Here is a 5,187-nt window from a genome sequence, read left to right on the forward strand (position 1 = left end):
GCGTAAACGGGGAGAGGTAATTAAATCACGATGTTGACGTACGAACCGGGCCGCTTCAGCGGCTGGGCGCCGTCGTCTGCTGCAGGAGCCGGGGCCGTATTGAGCTGTGGCGTTGCCTTGGCGATGTCGGCGGCGGTGTAGGTCGCCGGTGTAACCTTGGGCTGGGTGACCTGCTGGAAGAAGGCCTTCTGCGCGTTCAAAGCCGAGGCGAAACTCCCGGCCTGGGCTGGCGCCTGTGCGGCCGGGCGGGCCTGGGTGGCCTGCGGGTTCAGCATCTGGGCGAGGGAAGGGCGAATCGGCGTGGTCATACCGCCGAGTTTAGGAAATTCAGGTAGATATTTGGTTAATGGCGATTAAGGCAGGTTAATGCCTTCGAGTCTTTTGCCTTGGCAAAAGCGCACGTCAAAGGAAAACCCGACTTGCCCGCAACAACGGTGCCGTAAACATCAACGGCCCTCCTTGGGGGGCAAGCCCGCGTCTTTTGCCTTGGCAAAAGCGCACATCACAGGAAAACCCGACTTGCCCGCAACAACGGTGCCGTAAAAATCAACGGCCCTCCTTGGGGGGCAAGGAGGGCCGCGCATGCCGCCGGTTTCGAGGGGGGGGATGATCCCGGCGACGAACTTGTTGCTGTGACCCCTATGAAGGGAATCATACGATGATCACAGCGTGAGCGCCTTAACTAATCCTTTCCAGGGAAAAGACAATAGGTGCGGTGCAATATATTTGCGTTATTGGTCTCACAATTACGCGAACAGCTTGGCCCACCGCGGCTTTTCACGATTTTGCCACGCGCCACGGTGATAGGCGTCCGATCCGATGAGCGGAACAACCGTGGTTGCCTCGGCGAAAACCATCTGTTCGTAGGTGGTCGAGACCTTGCCCCACGAGGCGGCTTCCTTCAGTGTCGAAGACGAGCAGGCGCCGTCGCGGACGTCGGCAACTGTGATCTGAACCGCATACTTGTGCATGTCGGCTTCGACGCCGAGGATTTCGGCGCAGACAACCGTATCTTGGGCGAAGTTCTTCGGTACGCCGCCGCCCACCATGAACAGCCCGGTGGTGCCGGCTGCGATCTTGATGTCGGTCAGTTCGCGGAAGTCGGCAATCGCGTCCAGCAGCATATAGGGCTGCTTGGCGGCGATGCGCTCCTTCTGGTGCTTGACCAGACCGAAACCGGCCGACGAATCGACGAAGGCCGGGCAGAAGATAGGCACGCCCTCTTCGTAGGCGGTCTGAATCAGCGAGCCGGGCTTTTTCGCGTTGCCTTCCGACAGCCACTTGCCCATTTCCCAGATGAATTCGCGCGAGGAATAGCCGCGGGGCTCAAGGCGATTGGCGATCTCCAGGATCGTGTGGTCGCAGGCCTGAAGCTCTTCTTCGTCGATATAGGTGTCGTAGATGCGGTCGATATAGTTCTCGCGCAGGACATTGTCGTCGACCGAGCCGGCGGCCTGGTAGTGCTTGAAGCCCAGGGCTTCGAAGAAGTCCATGTCGACGATCGAGGCGCCGGTGGCGACCACGGCGTCGATCATGCCGAACTTCACCATGTCGCGATAGACGTGCATGCAGCCGCCGGCAGAGGTCGAACCGGCCAGGATCAGCCAGGTCGAGCAGCCCTTGTCGGCCAGAGCCATGTTGAAGATGTCGGCAGCGCGCGCGGTGTCGCGCGACGAGAACGACATCTTGCGCATCGAATCGATGATCGGGCGCGCGTCATACGACGTGATGTCGACATGCTCGACGGTCTCCGTCAGCAACTGGGCCTTGGTATTGGAGGGGGTCTTGGTTTCAGCGTTCATCTCTTGATCCTTAAACGAGAGGAGAAGGTGGACGCCCGTCATTGGCCCTTGGTCCCCCAGACGGTGCGATGGGGAGGGTATTCAGTGAGGCGGCGCTATAGAGGAAAGCGAACCGGTTGGCAATTCCCAAGCGATAGTTTGTTACGATGACCGCAATATGACGGACTTGCGGATATTGGCCGGGCGTGAGATGATAAGCGCGCTAGCCGCGAAAATGCCCAATTTCCCAAATAACCGCGCGCATTTACTTTACGCATTTTGCATGAACTGCGCGCACTTATGGATATTTTAGAAATTCCGACGCAGAACGGAATTATTTGAATTGTCATTACATTCTAAGGTGTGGACGGTTTTCTTGGGACTGTCTTTTTTTTCGCATTCTGGATATCAGTTTTTATTAGCGGATATCCATTCTCTTTAACAGTGGAATCTTTTCATCTACTGCCAGACAGCCCTTCAACTGGAACCTGATTCTCAGGGATGGAGGAACGCTGCGTTGGGATTAGAGATCATGCAGGGCAATACGCTCGATTCCGTGGAGACATGGCAATGCGTCGGCGACAGCTTTGAAAAGTTCCAAAAGATCATCTGCAGCTTTTTCGACTGGAATTGCGACCTCGACGATTCCGGGCCGGACTTTCACTGGCAGATGAATCTTGGCGTGTTGAAATCGCAAGACAGCCGCAATGCGCCACGCATCCTGATGGCGCGTCTGACCTCGAGTCGCGGCTTCTTTCAGATCCAGACCGAACCGACCAGCGATGTCGTCATTATCATGCCGGTCCGCGGTGCGTTGCGCCTAGAGCGCGGTGGCGCGACGCAAACGATTGCCGCAGGTTCAGCGATGATCTACCAGCCGCGGACCGAGACGCGCATCTATCACCTTGCCGAAGCGCGGACCTGCGAAGCTTATATCATCAAGCTGAGCTTCGACTGGGTCCAGCGGTTCCTGTACGATATTCTCCAGCTTCCGGTGGAACAGGATCTGCAACTGGGGCCGGTGATCGACATGTCGGCGTCAAAGGCGAAACTGCTGGCGCGGCTGATCGCCACCCTGTGTTCGGACGCCTTTACCTTCCAGAGCCGGCATCTGTCGCCGACCCTGCAGCAGCGCCTCGCCGAGACCTTCAGCCATATGCTGCTCGAAAGCATCCCCCACCGCTATTCCGAGCGCATGCAGGCGCCGAAAGCCGGACCCATGCCCAACTATCTGCGTGTGGCGCGTGACTTCATGCACCGCGAAGCGCGGCGTAATCCGTCCATGGCCGAGGTTGCCAAGGCCGCCAACATCAGCGTGCGGACGCTGGAGACCAGCTTCCGCACCCATATGGATGTGACGCCGCACGCCTATCTGCGGACGATCCGGCTCCAGATGGCGCACCAGGCCTTGCAGGACGTGCGCGAAACCCGGCCTATTGCCGAGGTCGCCGCCGATCATGGCTTTCCGCATGCCGGACGATTTGCCCAATATTATGCCAATCTGTTCGGCGAGGCGCCGTCGGATACCCGGCGTAAGGGTCCGGCGAAGTAAGGCAAGTCATGAAGCCGCCGCGCGGAGGGTTCACGCCGGCCACGGAACCCTAAACCAGCCGCTCGAATTCCTGGATCACCTGGCGGTAGCTGTCGCGCTTGAAGTGAACGACGCGGTCTATGACCGTCGCCAGATCGCACCATTCCCAACGGGAAAATTCCTGCTCGTGGTGGGCGTTCAGGTCGAACTCGCTGTCGTCGCCGGTAAAGCGGAAGGCGAACCAGATCTGCTTCTGGCCCCTGAAATTCTTGCCGATCTTGCCCTGGGCCAGGACGTCCGCAGGAAAATCGTAGACGACCCAATCCTTCGTGCGGCCGATCAGGTCGATGCTTTTGATTCCCGTCTCTTCATAAAGCTCGCGACGGGCAGCCTCTTCCAGGTCCTCGCCTTCGTCGATGCCGCCCTGAGGGAACTGCCAGGCATAGTCGCCGGCCATGCCGAAGCGATGTCCGATCCAAACCTGGCCATCGCGATTGAAGACCACGACACCAACATTGGGGCGATAGCCGGTCGGCGCGGTCATTGGTGCAGCAGTGCCGAGGCGGGCGCGAGCTGGATACCTTTGGCCTCCAGCGATTGGGTCCAGCGCAGGGCCACAGCCAGGGTCACGGGGTAGCCGAAGCCGGTGCCCAGGGCACTGCCGCGGTTTTTCGCCGTGGTCTCGAGACCTATAAGCTGGGCCTGGATGGCCTGGGCGTTGATCTGGCTGTCGATGACTCGGTCGGCGCTGGCGCGCGACCAGGCGCCCTGGAGGCCACGCGCCTGGCCGTCGTCGATAAAGGCCACGCCGCGCGATTTCAGAACGCTCATGAAGGTCTGGGCGCCGGCCTTGTCCTTCAGGAAGGCGCTACCCTGGTAGTTCGATACGGCGAAGAAGCCGGTGGCGCGCGACAACGACCAGGCCAGCTTGTTTTGCAACTCGTCGCTCTTGGCGTTGGCCATCAGGGTCTGCGGGCCGGGATCGGTGTCGGGATAGTTGGTCGGCTGCATCGGCACTTCGACGATGACCTCGTGGCCCGAAGCGCGCGCCAGGTCGATCCAGCCCTGAAGACCCTGGGTGTAGGGCACGAAGGAGAGGGTGACTTCCGGCGGTAGTTGGTCGATGGCCTGGCGTGTCGCGGTCGGGTTCAGCCCCAGGCCGCCGACGATCAGGGCGACATAGGGACGGCCGTCAGACCTGAACGGGCGAGCATAGGCTGAGGCTGGCGTCAGGCCGGCAGGTGAAATCATCGGCAGAGGGCCGCTGTTCGTGGTCTGGACAAGTCCGGCGATCGGTGACTGAGCCAGGGGAATGCGCGCGGCGCGCGGTCCGGCTTCCGCGGCGGTCGCCGTTTCGTCGCCGGGCAAGGTGATGACAGCGTGGCCGGGCTCGGCCTCGGCGGCGGGATCAAGGTTGAAGCCCTCGACCGGCGTGTCGCCGAACAGACCCAGACTGTCCAGGGTAAAGGTCTCGCCCTCTGCAGCTTCACCGGCGCCGGACCGTGGCGGTGGAGCCTTGGCCGCGGTCGTCTTGGGCATCTTGATGCGGACGGATTGCGAGGCGGCGTCGGGGTCGCCGGCGAGATTCAGAAAGGCAATGACGACCAGGATGAAGGCGCTGCCGGCGGTCAGTGGGGCGACGTAAGGCTTTTTGAAAAATTCGATGACCTTGTCCGCCTTGGCGCGCAGGTCTAACCCTGCGCCGCGCGGGGTGGCGGGGCGGCTGAGGAAGGCGGGCGATTTCGGTTTGGCGAACATGGGACGCGATCCGGAAACTTAACCCTGGGATTGTCCCAAGTCAGGGTTAATAAACCCTAACGAAGGCTTCCTTTTATGGCGAAGTAGGAGGGGGGCACGAACTTCCGGCGTCTAATT

Annotated in this window: 5 protein-coding genes; 1 reads left to right on the forward strand and 4 read right to left on the reverse strand. The window is 60.4% G+C overall.

The features are described 5' to 3' along the window. Nucleotides 1-20 precede the first annotated feature (20 nt). Both ABI_RS03430 and ABI_RS03435 read right to left on the reverse strand, forming a co-directional pair. On the reverse strand, nt 21-308 hold the full coding sequence (locus ABI_RS03430) for a hypothetical protein (protein ID WP_245531286.1): 288 nt from the start codon (nt 306-308) through the stop codon (nt 21-23). A gap of 438 nt (nt 309-746) precedes the next feature. Further along, a complete protein-coding gene (locus ABI_RS03435; protein ID WP_006271440.1) occupies nt 747-1,802 on the reverse strand; it encodes a 1,9-bis(guanidino)-5-aza-nonane synthase in 1,056 nt (351 codons plus the stop codon). A gap of 496 nt (nt 1,803-2,298) precedes the next feature. Here ABI_RS03435 and ABI_RS03440 point away from each other — a divergent pair, with 496 nt between their 5' ends. Then, nucleotides 2,299-3,333, forward strand: a complete 1,035-nt coding sequence (locus ABI_RS03440; RefSeq protein ID WP_245531287.1) for an AraC family transcriptional regulator — start codon at nt 2,299-2,301, stop codon at nt 3,331-3,333. 49 nt (nt 3,334-3,382) lie between these two features. On the opposite strand, the gene ABI_RS03445 is transcribed toward ABI_RS03440, so the two are convergent. Further along, nucleotides 3,383-3,856, reverse strand: a complete 474-nt coding sequence (locus ABI_RS03445) for an RNA pyrophosphohydrolase (protein ID WP_006271443.1) — start codon at nt 3,854-3,856, stop codon at nt 3,383-3,385. Continuing rightward, nucleotides 3,853-5,070, reverse strand: a complete 1,218-nt coding sequence (locus tag ABI_RS03450; RefSeq protein WP_006271444.1) for a divergent polysaccharide deacetylase family protein — start codon at nt 5,068-5,070, stop codon at nt 3,853-3,855. Before ABI_RS03450 ends, ABI_RS03445 begins: the two co-directional genes overlap by 4 nt. Between the last annotated feature and the right edge of the window lie 117 nt (nt 5,071-5,187).

The sequence above is a fragment of the Asticcacaulis biprosthecium C19 genome (assembly GCF_000204015.1).
GTDB lineage: Bacteria > Pseudomonadota > Alphaproteobacteria > Caulobacterales > Caulobacteraceae > Asticcacaulis > Asticcacaulis biprosthecius.